Below are 14,870 nucleotides of genomic sequence, written 5' to 3'. Positions count from 1 at the left end.
GCAAGGCAGATTGCCATCGTATACACTGCAGAAGCCCTTCAGCCGCGACTCCGCCGATGCCGTACCTTCGCCCGTTGTTGCTTCTCACCCTGCTCAGCCTGTCGCCAGTCACCGCCCTGGCGGCCAAGGCGCCACTGCGCATCCTGGCCTGGCCCGGCTACGCCGACAGCGACCTGGTGGCCGAATTCGAGCAGCGCCAGGAGGTCAAGGTCGAGGTCACCCTGGTCGGCAGCGACGAAGTGCTGCGCAGCAAGCTGGCGGCGAACAACGGTGGCGACTACGACGTGATCGCCGCCAACACCGCGGAGATCGAGCAGTACGTCAACCAGCAGCTGCTGCAGCCGCTGCAGCCGCAGAAGATCGGCAACACCACCCGCCAGCTCTGGCGCTTTCGCGACTACCCGAAAATTCCCGGCATCACCCACGCCGGCCTGGTCTATGCGATCCCCTACACCTATTCGGAAATGGGCCTGATCTACGACCGCCAGCAGTTCCAGGAGCCGCCGACCTCGATCACCAGCCTGTGGGATCCGCAGCTGCAGGGCCGGGTGCTGGCCTTCAACACCAGCAGCCACAACTTCGCCATCGCCAGCCAGGCCCGTGGCCGCGATCCGTTCCAGATCGCCGACGAGGACTTCCCGCAGATCACCGAACAGCTGATCGCCCTGCGCCGCAACGTGCTGGCCTTCTACGCCCTGCCGGAGGAAGCCGCCAACCTGTTCCGCAAGCACAAGGTGGCGCTGTTGTTCGCCAACTACGGGCGCCAGCAACTCAAGCAGTTGCAGGACGAAGGCGCCGATGTCGGCTACGTGATTCCCCGCGAGGGTGCCCTGGCCTGGCTCGACTGCTGGGCCATCAGCCGTGGCGCACGCGACCCGCAACTGGCCGCGGCGTGGATCGACTTCACCCTGGAGCCGCGTATCAGCCACACCCTGACCCAGCGCCAGGGCCTGTCCAACACCCTGGAAGAACCGGCCGAAGTGGATCGCGCCTCGCGCCTGGTATGGCTGCGTCCGGTGGAAGATGCCAGCCGCCGCGCCCGCCTGTGGCAGCGCATCATCTCCGGTGAACGCCCGCCACTGGAGGAGACGCCATGAAGTACGGCATCGCCTTCAAGCTCGGCTGCCTGCTCGCCCTGTTCGGCGTGCTGGTCACCGGGCTGACCGGTTACTACTCCTACAGCAACAGCCGCAGCATGCTGCTCAAGGCCGCCGAGCGCGACCTGCAGACCGCCACCCAGGTGCTCGGCCGCAACCTGCGCGGCAGCATCGAGGGTGTCTCGCGCGATGCCCGCCTGCTCGCCGCCGTGGCCGCAGGGCGGCAACTGCCCGAACTGCGCGAAGACGCCGCCCGCCTGGATGCGGAAAGTGACCTGGCCGAGCTGTTCCGCGCACAGATGCAGGTGCACCCGGAGTTCCTGCAGATCCGCCTGATCAATGCCGCCGGCCATGGCCTCGAGCAGGTGCGGGTGGATCGCGACGGCGACCGCCTGCTGCGGGTCGAGGGCCACGACCTGCAGGAAAAAGCCCATTACCCCTACGTGTTCGAGACCCTGGGCATCGCCCAGGGCGACGTGCTGCTGTCGCCGATCGTGATCAACCGCGAACTGGGCGCCCACTCGGCGCTGGATCGGCCGACCCTGCACGTGTCCACACCGCTGTACGACGGGCAGCAGCGTCCCTCCGCGCTGATCGTGATCAATGTCGACCTCGATCAGCTGTTCAGCCAGCTGAAGAGCGACCTGCCCGACTACTACCGGGTCTACCTGAGCAACAACTGGGGCGACCTGCTGATCCACCCGGATCACCAGCGCACCTTCGGTTTCGACCAGGGCCGGCGCATGCTGATCCAGGACGAGTTCCCCGAAGTACGCGAGCTGCTCACCAACGACCAGCGCGAGAGCCTGGTCAGTCGTTCCGGCAGCGACCAGCAACAGTCGCTGGTGGCCGCCTTCACCCGCCTCGACATCGCCGCCCACAGCCCGGAAGACTTCGTCATCCTTGGCCTGGCCATGCCCGAGAACAAGGTACTGTCCGCCGCGGCCCACCTCGGTCAGCGCATCAGCCAGGTGGTACTGCTGTTCAGCGTGCTGGCCCTGCTGATCGCGATCGTCGCCGCACGCACCTTGACTCGCCCGCTGAAGAGCCTGACCGAGGCGGTGCAACGCTTCTCCCGCGAGCACAAGGTCAGCCCGCTGGCCGAACGCCGCAGCGACGAGCTGGGCCAGCTGGCGCGCAGCTTCGTGCAGATGCAACAGGAAGTGCTCGACCATATGGAGGAGCTCAACCAGAGCCGCAACGCCCTCGAGCACCTGGCCCGCCACGACCCGCTGACCGGCCTGCCCAACCGCCGGGTGTTCTTCGAGCGCCTGGAACACGCCCTGGCCAACTCGCGGCGCAGCGGCAAGCAGCTGGCCGTGCTGTTCATCGACCTCGACCACTTCAAGGAACTCAACGACAGCCTCGGCCACAGCCTCGGCGACCACGTGCTGCAGGCCGTGGCCAACCTGCTGCGCTCGGCCACCCGCGAGAGCGACACGGTGGCGCGCCTGGGCGGCGACGAGTTCGTCATCCTGTTCGAGGTGGTGGAAGACGCCCAGCAGGTGATCAGCATCCTGCAGAAGCTGCTCGACCGCTTCCAGCTGCCCATGCTGATCGACGGCCACGAGGTGCAGGTGCAGGCCAGCATGGGCGTCAGCCTGTTCCCGCGTGACGGCGACGACATCGAGTCGCTGGTGCAGCAGGCCGACCGCGCCATGTACAAGGCCAAGAACGACGGGCGCAATACCTACTCCTTCGAGCCGCCCGGCCTGGTCAACTAGCGCTGTGCGGGCAGCGGCTATGCTTGCTGCATGCCCTGTAGCGACTTCCTAGCGTGGTACCTGTGTTGATTCCGCTTCTGGTCTGCGATGACTCCGGCATGGCGCGCAAGCAGCTGATCCGCGCCCTGCCCCCCGAATGGTCGGTGTCCATCACCCAGGCGACCCAGGGCGTCGAGGCGCTGGACGCGATTCGCCAGGGCCTCGGCCAGGTGCTGCTGCTCGACCTGACCATGCCGGTCATGGACGGTTACCAGGTGCTCGCCCAACTGCGCGAGGAAGGCCTGGCCTGCCAGGTGCTGGTGGTGTCCGGCGACGTGCAGGACGAAGCCCGCCGGCGGGTACTCGAGCTCGGCGCCCTGGAGTTCCTGCGCAAACCGGTCGAGCCAGCCGAACTGCGCTCCGCCCTCGAACGCCATGGCCTGTTCCAGGTCGCCACCGAACCGGCAACCGCCGCAACCGCCGCGGCCGCCGCGCCACGCGCCGAGCTGGCGCTCAAGGTCAATTTCCGCGACGCCCTGCGCGAAGTCAGCAATGTCGCCATGGGCCGTGCCGCCGCCCTGCTGGCCGAAGAGCTGAGCGTGTTCGTGCAGCTGCCCATACCGGCCGTCGACCTGTTCGAGGCCAGCGAGCTGCATATGGCACTGGCCGACGCCAACCGCGGCGAGCAGCTCAGCGCGGTGTGCCAGGGCTTTATCGGCGAGGCCATCGCCGGCGAGGCGCTGCTGCTGTTCCACGACTCGCAGATCGCCGACATCGCCCGCCTGCTGGGGCTGCGTCCGGGCGGCGACGATGCCACCTCGGAGATGCTCCTCGACCTGGCCAGCATCCTGATCGGCGCCTGCCTGGCCGGCATCGCCGAACAGCTCGACATCCGTTTTTCCCAGGGTCATCCGCAGCTGCTCGGCCAGCACGCGCGCAGCATCGACGAGCTGATCCAGTTCAACGGCGCGCGCTGGCGCAAGACCCTGGCGGTGGAGATCAGCTACGGCCTGGAGGATCACGCCGTGCACTTCGACCTGCTCTTGCTGTTCACCGAGGCCTCGGTGCCGCGGCTGACGGCCAAGATCCAGTACCTGATGGAGTGAGCCATGTCCGATCAAGCCCAGGTCGATCTGCGTGAACTGCACTGGCTGCTCGATATCGTCCAGTGCCTGGATGTCGGCGTGCTGGTGGTCGACCGCAACTTCCGCGTCGAGGTGTGGAACAGCTTCATGGAAAACCACTCGGGCCTCGGCGCCGACCAGGTGCAGGGGCGCAGCCTGTTCCAGCTGTTCCCGGAGATCGACCGCACCTGGCTGGAGCGCAAGGTCGGCACCGTGCTGCGCCTGGGCACCCGCGCCTTCAGCCTGTGGCAGCAGCGCCCCTATCTGCTGCGCTTCGAGACCTACCGGCCGATCACCGGTCAGTCGGAGTTCATGTACCAGAACCTGACCATCCTGCCGCTGGCCGCCACCGGCGGCGAAGTGCAACACGTCTGCCTGATGATCTACGACATGACCGAAGCCGCCGAGGCGCAGCTGCGCCAGGCCTGAGTCGCTCTACTTGAGGTACCAGCCCCAGGGCTCGCGACTGCGGTACTCGGTGACCTGCTTCACCTCCAGGTAGTTGTCCAGGCCCCAGCGGCCCAGCTCGCGACCGATGCCGCTCTGCTTCATGCCGCCCCAGGGTGCCTGGGTGAAGGTGGGCTGCGAGCAGTTGACCCAGACGATGCCGGCGCGCAGGCCGTTGGCCACCCGCGCGGCGCGTTCGAGGTCGGCGCTCATCACCGCCGCGGCCAGGCCGAAGCGGCTGTCGTTGGCCAGCTTCAGCGCCTCGGCCTCGTTCTTGAAGCGTTTGACGCAGAGCACCGGGCCGAAGATCTCGTCGCGCCAGATGCTGGCGTTATCCGCCGGCTCACTGAAGATGGTCGGCTCCAGGAAATAGCCCTGCGGCAAATGCGCCGGGCGCTTGCCGCCGGTGAGCAGGCGCGCCTCCTGGCGGCCCTGCTCGATCATGCCCGTGACCTTCTGGTACTGCCCGGCGCTGACCAGCGGCCCCAGCAGCACGCCGCGCTCCAGGCCGGGGCCGATGCTGATGCGCCGGGTCTCCTCGACCAGGCGCTCGAGCAGGCGCGGGGCGATGCCCTCCTGCACCAGCAGGCGCGAGGTGGCGCTGCACACCTGGCCCTGGTTCCAGAAGATGCCGAACAGAATCCACTCCACCGCAGCGTCCACATCGGCGTCGTCGAACACGATGAAGGCCGACTTGCCGCCCAGCTCCAGGCTGATGTTCTTGATGTCGGCCGCCGCCGCCGACATGATCTTGCTCCCCGTCGGCACGCTGCCGGTGAAGGCCAGCTTGTCCACCCCCGGATGCTGGCTGAGCGGCCCGCCAGCCTCACCGCCGAGGCCGGTGACCACATTCAGCACCCCGGCGGGCAGGCCGATACGCTCGGCGGCGCCAGCCAGTTCCAGGGCGGTCAGCGGGGTCAGTTCCGAGGGTTTGAGCACGCAGGTGGCGCCGGCGGCGAGAGCCGGGGCAACCTTCCACGCGGCCATCAGCAGCGGGTAGTTCCACGGGATAATCTGCCCGGCCACGCCCACCGGTTCGTGGCGGATGCGGCAGCTGAAGCGTTCGTCCGGCAGCGCCAGGGGTTCGTCCTGGCGGCCGTCCAGCTCGCGCGCCAGCCCGGCGTAGTAGCGGAAACAGCCGATGGCATCGGCGATGTCCCACTGCGCCTCCGGCAGCGGCTTGCCGTTGTCGCGCACTTCCAGCGTGGCCAATGCCTCCTGGCCGCGCTCCAGCTCAGCGGCCAGGGCCTCCAGCCAGCCGGCCCGCTCGGCCCCGCTGCTCTGCCCCCAGCCACGGTTGAAGGCCTGGCGGGCCGCGTGCACGGCGTGGTCGATGTCTTCCTCGGTGGCCGCCGGCACCCGCTGCAGCGCCTCGCCGGTGGCCGGATCGAAGGTCTCGAAGTAGCCGCCCAGATCCGGGCTGACCCATTGTCCGTTGATGTACAGCTGGTCACGCATGGCTCTGCTCCATGGGCGCTCAGGCGCCGCTGCGGCGGTTCTGCAAATGGCGGGAGGTGAACAGCAGCGCCAGGGAGACGCAGATGATCACCGTGGAGATGGCGTTGATCTCCGGGGTGATGCCCCGGCGGATGGAGGAGAAGATGTAGATCGGCAGGGTGGTCTCCGAGCCGGCGACGAAGAAGGCGATGATGAAATCGTCGAAGCTGAAGGTGAACGCCAGCAGGAAGCCGGCCAGGATCGCCGGGGCGATCTGCGGCAGGGTCACCCGCAGGAAGGTATCCAGGGGCGGTGCGTAGAGGTCGGCGGAGGCTTCCAGCAAGGCCTTGTCCAGCGCCTCGACACGGGTACGCACGATGACCATGACCAGCGCCATGGTGAACAGCGAGTGCGCCGCGATCACGGTGAACAGGCCCATGCGCAGGCGCGGCAGGCCGATGCCCAGCAGCACATCCAGCAGCGGGTTGACCACCTCGAACAGGCTGATGAAGGCGATCAGGGTGGCGATGCCGATGACGATGCCGGGAATGATGATGGCGCAGTAGATCAGCGCATCGAACACCATCCGCACCCGCTTGCCCACCCGCTGCAGGCCGAATACCGCCAGGGTGCCGAACAGGGTGGCCAGCACCGCCGAGCACAGGGCGATCAGCGCGCTGGTGCCGAGCGCCTCCATGATGAAGGGGTTGCCGAAGGCGCGGCCGAACCACTGGGTCGAGCAGCACTGGAAGGACAGTCCGCTGCGCCCGGCGTTGAAGGAGAACAGCACGATCAGCGCAATCGGCGCATAGAGGAACAGGTACAGCGAAGTGGAATAGCTGCGCAGCCACATCAGAGCATGCCCTCCGTGCCGCGCTTGCCGTAGCGCGCCACCAGCTTCAGGTAGAGGGCGATGATCACCAGCATCATCGCCACCAGGGTCATCGCCACCGCGCTGCCGAACGGCCAGTTGCGCGATTGCAGGAACAGGTCGACCAGCGCGTTGCCGACGAAGAACACCTTGCCGCCGCCGAGGATGGCGGGGATCAGGAACTCGCCCATAAGCAGGATGAACACCAGCATCGAGCCGGTGATCACCCCCGGCGCCGACAGCGGCAGGGTCACCCGGCGGAAGGTCTCGAAGGCACTCGCGCCGAGGTCGGACGAGGCCTCCAGCAGGCGCTTGTCGAGCTTCTCCAGGCTCACGTAGATGGGGAACACCATCAGCGGCAGGTAGCCGTAGACGATGCCGATCAGCACCGCCGTCGGCGTGTTGATCAGCCGCACATTGTCCAGCCCGACCATCGCCAGCAGCGCCGGCAGGCCCTTGCCGCCGAGGATGAAGATCCAGGCGTAGGTACGGATCAGGAAGCTGGTCCAGAACGGCACTATCACCAGGGTCAGCAGCAGCGAGCGGTTGCGCTGCACCTTGACCGCCAGGAAGTAGGCCAGCGGGTAAGCCGCGACCAGGCACACCAGGGTGCCCAGGGGCGCCAGCAGCAGGGTGTTGTAGAAGGCCTTGGCCCGCGAGCCGAGGTTCAGGTAGTTGTCCAGGGTCAGGGCGGCGCTGTAGCCACCGACCGGGCTGCGCTCACCGAGGCTGAAGACCAGGATGATCACCAGCGGCAACAGCAGCAGCAAGAGAAACCACAGGGTCGACGGCAGTAGCAGAAGCAGGGTGACACGCCGGCCGAGGCTACGGCCGGATGCCGGCACGGCCTGGCCCGCATCGGCCAGCGCGGGGGCGCTGAGAGCGACGTTCATGGCAGAGTCCTTACGATTCATGGAAGCGGCTTTCTTTGCTATGTAGGAGCGAGCGCTGCTCGCGAGCAAAGCTCGCTCCTACCAAAGCGTTGCCGGTCAGGCCGCCTTGAAGCGCGCCATCAGCTCGGCGCGGGCCGGGCTGGTGAGGGTCGCCGCGGCGCCGAACTCCAGGGCGCTGAGCAGCTCGGCGGCCGGGTACATGATCGGATCGTCGAGCATCTCCTTGGGCAGCAGCGCATCCACCCGCTTGTCGCCGCTGGGGTAACCGTGGGCCTCCACTTCCAGCTTGTTGACCTGCGGATCGAGCAGGAAGTTGATGAAGGCGTAGGCCGCATCGCGGCGCTCGGCGCTCTTCGGAATGGCGAAGAAGTCGCTCCACAGCTCGCCGCCCTCGCGGCCCAGCACATACTGCATCTGCGGCATGTCGCGGTGCAGCTGGGAGCCGTCGCCGGTCCAGCACATGGTCATCCAGGCATCGCCGCTGCGCATCGAAGGCTGGTAGTCGGAGTTGATCGCGAACAGATGCGGCTTGACCTCCAGCAGCAGCTTCTCGGCATCGGCCAGCTCTTTCGGATCCAGCGAGTTGAAGCTGTAGCCGAAGGACTTGAGGGCGTTGCCGATGGCAGTCAGCTGGTAGTCGTGCACCATTACCCGGCCGGTGGCCTCGCCCTTGGCCAGTTCCCAGAACTCCTTCCAGCTGGTCGGGCGCGCCTTGATCTGCTCGCTGTCGTAGACGAAGCCGGTGGTGCCCCAGTTCTTCGGCACGGCGTAGACCTTGCCGCCCACGCTGCCCTGCTCCATGAAGCGTTTCTCGAAGGCGGATGGGTCAAAGTTGGGCAAGCGCGACAGATCCAGCGGTTCGATCAGGCCCAGCTCGACGTAGGTGCTGATGGTGTAGTTGGTCGGCACGAACACGTCCCAGCCGCTGCCACCGGCCTGCAGCTTGGCGAGCATCTCCTCGTTGGAGCCGAACACGTTCATCTGCACCTGGGCACCGGTCTGCGCGGCGAAGGCGGCCAGGTTGTCGGCGTTGTGGTAGTTGGGCCAGGTGGCCAGGGTCACCCGGTCGCCGATGCTGCCCTTCTCGCCGGCGAAGGCGCGGTTGCCCAGCAGCAGGCTCGGCATGTTGACGGCAGTCACCGCCATGGCCAGGCCGAGGCCGGTCTTGCCGAGGAAGTCGCGACGGCTGATGGAGCCGTTCTGCCAGCTGCGCAGTTGCTTGATGAAGTCTTTCCGATCCATTGCTGCCACCTGCCTTTCAAGGGTTGATTGTTCTTAGAACCTGCCCACGATCTCCTGCCCGTCGGCCATGCCGCGTTAAAAACAGGCTCGGAATGCTCATTTACAGCTCGTAAACTCCGCTTCCTCGCCTGTTTTTGCCTTGCCTGGCTCTAGTCCCAAAGATCGTGAACAGGTTCTGTCGTTTTGCCTGCCTGTTACAGGCCCATGGCCAGGCCACTGGCCTGATCCCAGCCGATGCGTACCGGCGCGCCATGCTCGAAGGCCGAGCGCTCGGCCAGGCCGTGGCGCGGCACCCGCACGCAGACGATGCCGAAAGGATCGGTGCGCACCCGGTACTCGGTGAGGTTGCCCAGGTAGATGCGATCGACCACCTCGCCGGGCAGGCTGACTTCGCGGGCCAGGGTCTCGTTGCCGGCGCCGATGGCGATCAGCTCCGGGCGCACGGCGATGCAGCCCGCCTCGGCCGCCCTGAGCGCCGGGCCGGAGGGCGTCTGCGGGCTGGCCAGCTGCAGGCCCTGGGCGGTTTCCAGCAACACGCGGCCGTCTTCGATGCGCCGCACCGTGCCGTCGAACAGATTGGATTCGCCGATGAAGTCGGCCACGTAGCGACTCGCCGGGGTCTCGTAGAGCTGCTCGGGGCTGGCGTTCTGCAGGATGCGGCCGTCCTGCATGACGCTGATGCTGTCGCTCATCGACAGCGCCTCTTCCTGGTCGTGGGTGACCAGCACGAAGGTGATGCCCACTTCGCGCTGCAGGCGCAGCAGCTCGGACTGCATCTCCTTGCGCAGCTTGCGGTCGAGCGCCGCCAGCGGTTCGTCCAGCAGCAGTACCGTGGGTTTGTTGACCAGGGCGCGGGCCAGGGCCACACGCTGCTGCTGGCCGCCGGACAGCTCATGCGGCTTGCGCTGACCGAAGCCAGACAGGCGCACCATCTCCAGCGCCTCCTCGGCCAGGCGGCGCTGGCCGGCCTTGTCCGGGCGCGGCTGGCGGTAGCGCAGGCCGTAGGCGATGTTGTCCAGCACCGACAGGTGGGGAAACAGCGCGTAGCTCTGGAACACCATGTTCACCGGGCGCTGGTGCGCCGGTACCCCGGCCACCGGGCGGCCGGCCAGCAGCACCTCGCCGGCGCTGGGCTGCTCGAAACCGGCAATCATGCGCAGGGTGGTGGTCTTGCCGCAGCCGGAGCTGCCGAGGAAGGAATGGAAGGCGCCACGGCGTACCTTGAAGTCCAGACCGTTGACGGCCGTCACCGCGCCGTAGCGCTTCACCACGTGACGGAATTCGATATCGAAGGTTTCGCTGGCATCGCTCACGACCGGCCCCTTTTTCCCGCTGTGCTTGGCATGTAGCAACAGGCTAGCGAGGGGGCTTTTCGGCTGTATATATCCCTCGGGGGATAGGCCGGAACTCCACAGAAACTGTGGAGCGTGCTGTGGACAAGTTCTGGATGAGCGGCTGCAGGCCCCGCGCGGCGGGGCCTGCAGGTGATTGATCGATTTTCACCCGTTAGCGGGTGCGGGAAGCGCTAGACCGCCGTGCGCAGCGGCTCCGGCTCATCCCGCTGGCCGCCCAGATCGCGCACGAACAGGCCCAGCAACTCGGACTGGCTGCCGATGCCGAGCTTGGCGTAGATGTTCTTGCGGTGGATCTTCACCGTGCCCGGGCTGATCGCCAGCTGCTCCGCCACCGAGGCGCTGGAATGGCCGCGCAGAAGCATCTGCACCACCTCCTGCTCGCGCGCCGTCAGCACCTGGGCGCCGAACTGGTCGAAGGCCTCGCGGATCTTGAAGTCGAGGTCATGGGCCGGGCGCGGCGCCTGAGCCCGAGCCAGTTCCCAGGCCTGGCCGACCACCTGTTCGACCACCGCCTGGGCGCAGTCCAGCAGCTGTATCTCGTCGCGGCTGTAGGCCGGGCTGCAGGCGCTGCGCATCAGCGACAGCACCGCCTTGGCGCCGTCGGCCAGGTCGATGAAGAAGGCCACTTCCTCGGTCAGACCGGTCTGCTGGTAGTAGGTCAGGTAGTACTCGCCCAGGTAGAAGTGATCCGGGGCGAACTGGCGCAGGCGCCACAGGCCGGGCGCCTGGTTGCGGGTGCAGGCCAGGTAGAAGGGATCGAGCAGGTAGGGGCCGACCTGGTAGTCGTCGACATAGACGTGGCGCTTGTCCGGCGGGAAGGTATCGAACAGCGCCAGCGGCCGGTGGTTGCCCTCGTAGACGAAGAGCACGAAGTGGTCGACGTGGCAGATCTGCTGCAGCCACTGGCTGAGGCCGAGCAGGCGCGCGCGCCCGGCGGGTTGGGCCAGCAGCTGGGCGACGCCGCTCGTCCAGTGTTTCAGTTCCTTGTGGCGCATGGGTTGGCTGCCTGAGGGTGGGCTGCACGACCTTCAGTGTAGCCGTTCAGCATTTCGCACAAAAATGCAGGAAATGCGCCAATATGCTGAAACCCCGGCCATGCCCTCTGCCACGGGCCTGGCGTCCCCCGGCCCTGCCCCGACCTGGGTTCGACTGCCAGCCAAGACGTCACCCAATGCCACAGAAAGGTGACGCCGGAGTGCGCCTCAGCCCTTTTTCGGGCGCGGCTTCTCGCCGAACTTGGGCAGCGCGCGCACGGCCTTGACCTTGGGCTTGGCCGGCTCTTCCTCGAACCAGTTGCCCATGTGGATCTTGCCCTTGCCGGCGCCGGGAATCACTTTGACCTTGGGCTTCTTCGGCTTCTTCAGCACCGCGCCGCCGGGGGCGGTCTGCGGCACCCGGTGATCCGGTTCGAAGCCCGGCTCATCCTCGCGGCGGATGATCTGGCCGATCAGCGTCTCGATGGCCGCCAGCAGCTCGACTTCGTCGGCGCACACCAGCGACACCGCCTCGCCCGTGGCGCCGGCACGACCGGTACGCCCGATACGGTGCACGTAGTCCTCGGCGACGATCGGCAGGTCGAGGTTGACCACCCGTGGCAGCTCGCTGATGTCCAGGCCACGCGCGGCCACGTCGGTGGCAGCCAGCACCCGCACTTCACCGGCCTTGAAGCGCTGCAGGGCGCGCAGGCGCGATGGCTGCGGCTTGTCGCCATGGATCGAGTCGGCGGCGATGCCTTCGGCCAGCAGCAGCTGCTCCAGCTCGTCGACGCCCTTGCGGGTCTTGCCGAACACCAGCACCTGATCCCAGCCCTTCTCGCGGTACAGGTGCAGGAACAGCTCGCTCTTGCGCTTCTTGTCCACCGTGGTCAGCCATTGCTTGACGCTCTTGGCCGCCGCGTTGCGCGGGCTGACCTCGATCGACAGCGGGTCGCGCAGCAGCTCCTTGGCCATCAGGCGGATGGCGTCGGAGAAGGTGGCGGAGAACAGCAGGGTCTGGCGCTTGCGCGGCAACGCGCTGAACAGTTCGTCCAGCTCGCGGGCGAAGCCCAGGTCGAGCATGCGGTCGGCCTCGTCCAGCACCAGCGCCTGCAGCTGGTCGAAGCGCACCGCGTTCTGCCGGTACAGGTCGAGCAGGCGGCCGGGGGTGGCCACCAGCAGGTCGATACCCTTGCGCAGCTTCATCATCTGCGGGTTGATGCTGACCCCGCCGTACACCGAGTAGGTGCGCAGCGGCAGGTTCTGCGCGTACTGCTGCACCGCCTGCGCCACCTGCTCGGCCAGCTCGCGGGTCGGTACCAGCACCAGCGCGCGCACCGAGTTGGCCGCTACCTGCGAGCCTTCCATGGTCAGTTTCTGCAGCAGCGGCAGGGCGAAGCCGGCGGTCTTGCCGGTGCCGGTCTGCGCTGCGGCGAGCACATCGCGGCCCTTGAGCACGGCGGGAATCGCCTCTTTCTGCACCGGCGTCGGCGTGCGGTAGTCGAGCGCTTCGAGGGTACGCAGCAGGGGGTCGATCAGACCGAGGGAGGTGAAGCTCATGGCGCAGGGAACCGAAAAAGAAGAACAGGCGTGCAGTTTACCTGCTGCGCCGTCCCAGCGCCCGCCGGCCGTGCACCTGTCCTATCGAGCAGCGCCTGGCAATGCCCGTAGGGCGGGTGACACCCGCGTCAGACAGCGCTCGCGGGTTGCACCCGCCCTACTCTGCCTTCTCAGGCCTTGAACAGGGCCCGCACCTTGGCCGCGGAGAGTTTCTGCAGACTGCACAGATAGGCGTGGCTGACCTCGCCCAAGCCCAGGCGCCGGCGCAGCTGGCCGGCCATGTGCAGGGTCAGGTTGGCCGCCATCTCGGCATCGGCCAGGGCGCGGTGGGCCTGACCGGTGCTGGGCAGGCCGGCCCAGTGGTTGAGATTGCCCAGCTTGTGGCTGGGTGCCTCCGGCAGCAGGCGCCGCGACAGCAGCAGTGAGCAGGCGAACGCCTGCCGGCGCGTACGCCGCAGCAGCTCCAGCTCGGCGTCCCAGAACTTGGCGTCGAAGGCAGCGTTGTGCGCCAGCAGCGGTGTGTCGCCAACGAAGTCGGCCACCTCGGCCATCACCTGGGCCACCGGCGGCGCGCTACGCACCATGGCATTGCTGATGCCGGTGAGCTGTTCGATGAACGGCGGAATCCACGCCCCGGCATTCATCAGGCTCTGGTAGCGCTCGACGATCCGCTCGCCCTCGATGATGGCCACGCCGATCTCGGTCGGCCGGGCATTCTGCGCTGGCGACATGCCGGTGGTTTCAAAGTCGATAACGGCGATGCGTTCCAGCATCGGGACTCCTCAGTTCTTCAGCAACAGGGCGCCTTCAACCGGCACATAGCGGTCGGCGGCACGAATCAGCGAGTTGGCGGTCAGCCCGGCCACGCCATACACGGTACTGCTCACGCCATGGGCGCTGCGCAGCTTGTCCAGCAGCAGGTCGAAGTCGCCGTCGCCGGAAGCCAGCACCACCTCGTCGACCCGCGCCGCGGCATCCAGCACGTCGATGGTGATGCCGACGTCCCAGTCGCCCTTGGCCGAACCGTCGCTGCGCTGGATATAGGGCTTGAGCTTCACCTCGAAGCCGAGGTTGCGCAGGATCTGCTGGAAGGCCCGCTGCTTGGGGTCGCCACGGTCGATGGCGTAGGCGTAGGCTTCGGCGATCTCGCCGGCGGCGCTGACCTGGGCCCACAGCGCGGCATAGTGGAAGTGGCAGCCATGGGCCTGGCGCACGGTGTAATAGAGGTTCTGCACATCGACGAACAGGGCGATCTTCTTCACGCTGGGGCCCACACAGGAAACGGCCGCCATTATGCGCCAAAGCACCCCATGTTCGACGCCCCCGGCCATCGGCTACAGTGAAGTTCTGTAGTACTGCCGCGACTTCTGCCGATGAATCCACTCAGCGTTCTGCGCGATGCCCTGTTCTTCTTCAGCCGCCACCTGCCCAGCATCGTGCCGCTGTGCCTGCCGCTGATTGCCCTGGAAAGCCTGACCCGGGCGCTGGTCTCCAGCCTGGTCGAACCGGCCCACGCGCCGGCCTACGGGCTGCTGGTCGGCCTGCTGTTCTACCCGCTGTACAGCGCCGCGCTGATCCTCTTCCTCGACGCGCGCAGCCAGGGCAAGCGCCCGAGCATCCGCAACCTGCTGGCCGCCAGCCTGCCGCTGTGGCCCTCCTTCGCCGTGCTGTCCGGCTTCACCACCCTGCTGCTGATGCTGGCCGCCAGCGCCTACCTGCTGCCGGCGCTGTGGGTGATGGTCAAGCTGGCCTTCGCCGAATACCTGCTGGTGCTGCGCGGCCTGACGCCGCTGCAGGCGATGCGCGAAAGCTTCCTGCTCACGGTCGGCCACTTCTGGTCGCTGCTGGCCTGCGTGCTGCTGGTGATGGTGCCGCTATGGCTGCTGGACGACTGGAGCCTGCGCCTGCTCGGCGAGCAGCACGACCCGATCGACAGCCTGCTGCTGGACTGCGTCAACAGCTTCCTGCAGCTGTTCGCCAGCGTGGTGCTGTTCCGCTGCTACATGCTCTGCGCCGCGCAGCCGACCCCGGACGGCCGCACCAACTAGGTTCTGAACGAAAAGTCGTTGAGCGAAGGTCAGGCAAGGCAAAAACCGGTGAGGAAGCGCAGTTTACGAGCTGTAAATGAGCATTCCGAACCGGTTTTTAACGCAGCATGGCCGAGCGC

The 14,870-nt window shown here is 67.0% G+C and carries 14 protein-coding genes; 5 read left to right on the top strand and 9 right to left on the bottom strand.

Annotated features, from left to right (window positions below):
- Positions 1 to 56: 56 nt before the first annotated feature.
- The 4 genes from A9179_RS03470 (at position 57) to A9179_RS03455 (ending at position 4,353) form a co-directional block, all read left to right on the top strand.
- Positions 57 to 1,097: an ABC transporter substrate-binding protein gene (locus tag A9179_RS03470; protein ID WP_187804468.1), complete on the top strand. Its 1,041-nt coding sequence runs from the start codon at positions 57 to 59 to the stop codon at positions 1,095 to 1,097.
- Positions 1,094 to 2,821 carry a bifunctional diguanylate cyclase/phosphodiesterase gene (locus A9179_RS03465; protein ID WP_187804467.1) on the top strand — a complete coding sequence of 576 codons (1,728 nt, stop codon included), beginning with the start codon at positions 1,094 to 1,096 and terminating at the stop codon, positions 2,819 to 2,821. The genes A9179_RS03470 and A9179_RS03465 overlap by 4 nt, the downstream gene beginning before the upstream one ends.
- 65 nt (positions 2,822 to 2,886) lie before the next feature.
- Positions 2,887 to 3,906: a response regulator gene (locus tag A9179_RS03460; RefSeq protein WP_187808485.1), complete on the top strand. Its 1,020-nt coding sequence runs from the start codon at positions 2,887 to 2,889 to the stop codon at positions 3,904 to 3,906.
- A 3-nt stretch (positions 3,907 to 3,909) separates the two neighbouring features.
- Positions 3,910 to 4,353: a PAS domain-containing protein gene (locus A9179_RS03455; RefSeq protein WP_187804466.1), complete on the top strand. Its 444-nt coding sequence runs from the start codon at positions 3,910 to 3,912 to the stop codon at positions 4,351 to 4,353.
- Between the two features lie 6 nt (positions 4,354 to 4,359).
- Here A9179_RS03455 and A9179_RS03450 read toward each other — a convergent pair whose 3' ends face one another.
- From A9179_RS03450 to A9179_RS03410, 9 genes are all read right to left on the bottom strand, one after another.
- Positions 4,360 to 5,829 (bottom strand): aldehyde dehydrogenase family protein, encoded by a 1,470-nt coding sequence (locus tag A9179_RS03450; RefSeq protein ID WP_187804465.1) that lies wholly within the window; start codon positions 5,827 to 5,829, stop codon positions 4,360 to 4,362.
- Between the two features lie 19 nt (positions 5,830 to 5,848).
- The gene (locus tag A9179_RS03445) at positions 5,849 to 6,661 is read right to left on the bottom strand and encodes an ABC transporter permease (protein ID WP_187804464.1); all 813 of its coding nucleotides are present in this window, start codon (positions 6,659 to 6,661) and stop codon (positions 5,849 to 5,851) included.
- Positions 6,661 to 7,572 carry an ABC transporter permease gene (locus A9179_RS03440; RefSeq protein ID WP_187804463.1) on the bottom strand — a complete coding sequence of 304 codons (912 nt, stop codon included), beginning with the start codon at positions 7,570 to 7,572 and terminating at the stop codon, positions 6,661 to 6,663. Before A9179_RS03440 ends, A9179_RS03445 begins: the two co-directional genes overlap by 1 nt.
- 96 nt (positions 7,573 to 7,668) lie before the next feature.
- Complete coding sequence (locus A9179_RS03435; RefSeq protein WP_187804462.1) at positions 7,669 to 8,814, bottom strand: ABC transporter substrate-binding protein; 1,146 nt, start codon at positions 8,812 to 8,814, stop codon at positions 7,669 to 7,671.
- A 194-nt stretch (positions 8,815 to 9,008) separates the two neighbouring features.
- Positions 9,009 to 10,127 carry an ABC transporter ATP-binding protein gene (locus tag A9179_RS03430; protein WP_187804461.1) on the bottom strand — a complete coding sequence of 373 codons (1,119 nt, stop codon included), beginning with the start codon at positions 10,125 to 10,127 and terminating at the stop codon, positions 9,009 to 9,011.
- 212 nt (positions 10,128 to 10,339) lie between these two features.
- Entirely contained in the window at positions 10,340 to 11,164 is an 825-nt protein-coding gene (locus tag A9179_RS03425; protein ID WP_187804460.1) for a response regulator transcription factor, read from the bottom strand.
- Positions 11,165 to 11,371: 207 nt separating this feature from the next.
- Positions 11,372 to 12,703: a DEAD/DEAH box helicase gene (locus tag A9179_RS03420; protein WP_187804459.1), complete on the bottom strand. Its 1,332-nt coding sequence runs from the start codon at positions 12,701 to 12,703 to the stop codon at positions 11,372 to 11,374.
- A 170-nt stretch (positions 12,704 to 12,873) separates the two neighbouring features.
- Positions 12,874 to 13,473, bottom strand: coding sequence for a 3'-5' exonuclease (locus A9179_RS03415; RefSeq protein ID WP_187808484.1), 600 nt, complete (start codon positions 13,471 to 13,473; stop codon positions 12,874 to 12,876).
- Positions 13,474 to 13,485: 12 nt separating this feature from the next.
- A complete protein-coding gene (locus tag A9179_RS03410) occupies positions 13,486 to 13,995 on the bottom strand; it encodes an NYN domain-containing protein (RefSeq protein ID WP_187804458.1) in 510 nt (169 codons plus the stop codon).
- A gap of 81 nt (positions 13,996 to 14,076) precedes the next feature.
- Here A9179_RS03410 and A9179_RS03405 point away from each other — a divergent pair, with 81 nt between their 5' ends.
- Positions 14,077 to 14,751, top strand: a complete 675-nt coding sequence (locus A9179_RS03405; protein ID WP_187804457.1) for a YciC family protein — start codon at positions 14,077 to 14,079, stop codon at positions 14,749 to 14,751.
- The last annotated feature ends 119 nt before the right edge of the window (positions 14,752 to 14,870 follow it).

The sequence above is a fragment of the Pseudomonas alcaligenes genome (assembly GCF_014490745.1).
Classification (GTDB): Bacteria; Pseudomonadota; Gammaproteobacteria; order Pseudomonadales; family Pseudomonadaceae; genus Aquipseudomonas; species Aquipseudomonas alcaligenes_C.
The sequence above is the reverse complement of the archived record's forward strand: the minus strand, read 5'-3'. Positions and strand labels throughout refer to the sequence as shown.